A 3,727-nucleotide genomic window follows, 5' to 3' on the forward strand; every position below is an offset into this window, starting at 1 on the left:
GGGTGGGCCTTGGTTTCCTGCAAGGCCACAACCTGCGCTTCGGTGCGCGAAAACCATTCCCATTCGGGCTTGCCCGCCACGGCGCGCAGACCATTGACATTCCATGAAACAAGCTTGAGCTGCATACGTCCTCCTGCCGCAGCATAGCCTTGCCTTGTTTTGCGGGCAAGGGCCTCTGGGCTGGATTTGTCCGCAACGCATTGCCAGAACGGGCTTTTTGCGGTATCAAGAATGTGGGCGTATATACGCCGCCAAACCCTTTTCGGGACATTTTTCAAGGAGTCGCTTATGGATATTTTGCCAATTCGTCGCGCCATTCTGAGCGTTACGGACAAAAGCGGCCTTGTGGAGTTTGCCACGTTTCTTACATCGCGGGGGGTGGAGCTTATCTCCACCGGCGGCACCCAGAAGGCCCTTGAGGCAGCCGGGCTGTCCGTTACCGCAGTAAGCACCGTCACAGGATTCCCCGAGATTCTGGGAGGCCGGGTCAAAACCCTGCACCCCAAGATTCATGCGGGCATTCTGGCCAACAAGGACGAACCGCAGCACATGCAGACCCTGTCAGAAAAGGGCATCCGCCCCTTTGATCTTGTCTGCGTCAACCTTTACGACTTTGCGGGCGCGGTGGAACGCCACCTCTCGCTTGAGCAGGCCGTGGAGGAAATTGACATCGGCGGCCCCTGCATGCTGCGCGCTGCGGCCAAGAACTTCCACAGCATCCTGGTGCTGCCCTCGCCGCAGTGGTACACCGCCGCCATGGAAGAAATGGAAAAAGATACCACCGTGGGCCTTGAGTTCCGGCAGATCATGGCATCGCGCGCTTTTGAGGCAACCTCGCGCTACGATGCCCTGATCACCTCGTATCTGCGTCCCTAGGCTGCGCACAACCCACGCACAGCATTTGTTCACGCACCCGCAGCCCTGCCCCTTTTGAGGAACAGTGGTTGCGGGTGCGGTTTAACATTTTTTCGCTCAGGAGCATCCCATCCCAAAGCCAGAAGGTAACGTGCAGGGGCTCAAGCCGAGCCAGCTTGCAGCACTCACCCGTCTGTTCAACCGCCGTTTCCCGGCGGAAGAGGTCTATACCGTTGACCAGGCGCGGGAACTCTCCCTGCTTTCACGCGCCGTGGGGCGGCAACTGGGCCTGCTCATTGACCGCAAGGGCCGGGTGCAGATGGTTATTGTGGGCGAGGCGGGCAGCATCATGATTCCCGAGCTGCCGCGCGGACGCAGCGGGCAGGAACGCCTGCGCGGCCTGCGCCTGCTGCACACTCACCTTTCCCCCGGCGGCATCAGTCAGGAAGACCTGATGGACATGCTCTTTCTGCGGCTGGACGCCGTGGTGGCGCTCACCGTGAACCCGGTTGGCGAACCCGTGCAGTGGCAGGCAGCCCATCTTTTGCCCAATCCTTCGGGCGGCCAGCCCTATCACCTTGATACGCCCCAGCCGTGGGACCACACGGAATCGCAGTTTGTCGCCACCGCCGAAGCCCTGGAAGAAGAGCTTGCCCGCAAGGCAGAGGACGCCCATGAGGCGGACGACACCCCCCGCGCCATGCTGGTTTCTGTAGGCACGCAGCCACGCATCATTCAGGAACGCAATCTGGACGAACTGGCAGAACTGGCCCGCACCGCAGGTCTGACCGTGGCCGGGCGCATGGTGCAGCGCGTGGCGCAGATCAATCCGCGCCTCATCATGGGCAAAGGCAAGGTGGCAGAGCTTGAAGTGCTGGCCCTGCAAGGCCGCGCGGGCATGATGATTTTTGACGGCGAGCTTTCGCCCGCTCAGTTGCACAATCTGGCAGACATCACCGAGCGCAAGGTCATTGACCGCACCCAGCTTATTCTGGATATTTTTGCCCAGCATGCGGTGAGCCGCGCGGGCAAACTTCAGGTGGAACTGGCCCAATTGCGCTATACCCAGCCGCGCCTTGTGGGTAAAAACCGCGCCATGGACCGCCTCATGGGCGGCATTGGCGGGCGCGGCCCCGGCGAAACCAAGCTGGAGACCGACCGCCGCAAAATCCGGGAACGCATGGCCCGTATCCGCAAAGAGCTTGACCAGTTGCGGCGGCAGCGCTCGTTCACCCGCGCCCGGCGCTCACGTCAGGGCATCCCGCTGGCGGCCCTTGTGGGCTACACCAACGCGGGCAAGTCTACCCTGCTCAATACGCTTACCCGCTCGGAAGTGCTGGCCGAAAACAAACTTTTCGCCACTCTTGACCCCACAACCCGGCGGTTGCGCTTCCCTGCGGAAAAAGAAATCATCATGGCCGACACCGTGGGCTTTATCCGCAATTTGCCCAAGGAACTCATGGACGCTTTCCGTGCCACCCTTGAGGAGCTGGAAGCCGCAGACCTTTTGCTGCACGTTGCCGATGCCTCGCATCCTGACCTTTTGCAGCAGATGAGCGCTGTGGAAACCATCCTTGCCGAAATGGAACTGGATCGCATGCCGCGTCTGATGATCCTGAACAAGTGGGATCAGCTGGAAGCCCCGGCCCGCGCTGAGCTGGCCGATGCCTTCCCCGATGCGTTGACGATTTCCGCAAAAAATGGCGAGGGCTGCAAGGCCTTGCTGGAGGAGCTGGAGCTTTTATTGCTGCGGCATCCTGCGAGCATGATTGCGACGGATGCGCCGACAGTGCTGAATTAGGGGGGAGCTGCCTGCTCGGCAACGATTTATTATTTTTGCTGCCCTTCGGGCACTGGATTCCGCCCTCCGGCGGAGTTTGGGACGCCTGCGCGGCGCGCGGCAAGGTGGGGCCGGTTATGGGGCTTCGCCCCCTTCTCGGCCCCACCTTGCATCCCCCCCCGAAGCACCCCCTAAGAGCGCTTTCCACTGCCTCAAAACAACGAGGGCAACGCGGCCATAGCTGCGGGAGCTTCCCTCGCTCGCTGCGCTCGTTCAGGTGATCTCCCTCCGCGCCGCGTTAATGCCAGAAGGCGCTTCCGCTTTGAATGGTATTCCGCTTCAGCCCAATACCATTGATACAGTGTTGACTCTAGGAATGACTTTATACCCTTCTCGACAGCTCTGAGCTTTCTGCCTCACAAACTTGGAGAAAACCAAATTACAACACTAACATAACCAACAGATTCACTTCACCTGTGGTCATACCAATTACCATTCAGCCATGACCAGACAGATAAATTACGTGTCTAAGAAGTATATCCTCCATCAGGAGCTGGTCGTGGAGTTGCCTTCCTTAAACTCGCCGGAGCGAATGCGGAGGCGATGGCTGGTGTTGAGTGAATTTGCAAAATACGCATTTTTCTGGCCTGACAAGGAAAAATCCTGTTTTTGAGCGCAGCGTACTCAAGTACGTGAGCATCAAAAACAGGATTTTAACGCAGTCAGGCCAAAAAAGTCGGGTTTGCGTAAATGCGCTCGACAGGCTCACCCCGCCGTCAAAACCCTCTTACTTCTCCCAATACGTTCGCAAATCTTCCCTAAATTTTCGTCACGCCATCCTTGTCAGCGCGATTCCCCGGCACAGGGGCCTTCTCCGGCGCTTCCTTGGGCGTGGGCGCTACCGGCGCAGGCTTTTCAGGAGCCGCCGGAGCCTTCTGCAACGCATACTCTCTGGCAGTGCTTTCCATCACGGCCTGCCCAACCACCAACCACTTCTCGCCCACCTTGCGCAGGGCAAGCCAACTGGTCATGCGGGCGGGCGTAGTCACCTGCGCCACCGCCGCATCGGCCCCAAGCTCGGTAATCTTGGCG

2 protein-coding genes and 1 pseudogene are annotated in these 3,727 nt (G+C 59.5%); 2 read left to right on the forward strand and 1 reads right to left on the reverse strand.

Features of this window, described 5'->3' with window-relative positions; genetic code table 11:
- Positions 1-288 precede the first annotated feature (288 nt).
- Together VEZ52_RS08835 and hflX are read left to right on the forward strand one after the other, a co-directional pair.
- A complete protein-coding gene (locus VEZ52_RS08835) occupies positions 289-876 on the forward strand; it encodes an IMP cyclohydrolase (RefSeq protein WP_324836501.1) in 588 nt (195 codons plus the stop codon).
- Between the two features lie 250 nt (positions 877-1,126).
- Positions 1,127-2,656, forward strand: coding sequence for a GTPase HflX (gene hflX / locus VEZ52_RS08840; RefSeq protein WP_324836502.1), 1,530 nt, complete (start codon positions 1,127-1,129; stop codon positions 2,654-2,656).
- Positions 2,657-3,453: 797 nt separating this feature from the next.
- Here the strand turns inward: hflX and VEZ52_RS08845 are convergent.
- Positions 3,454-3,727: pseudogene (locus tag VEZ52_RS08845) on the reverse strand (hypothetical protein); the annotation flags it as partial.

The sequence above is a fragment of the Desulfovibrio sp. genome, assembly GCF_035644575.1.
GTDB lineage: Bacteria > Desulfobacterota > Desulfovibrionia > Desulfovibrionales > Desulfovibrionaceae > Desulfovibrio.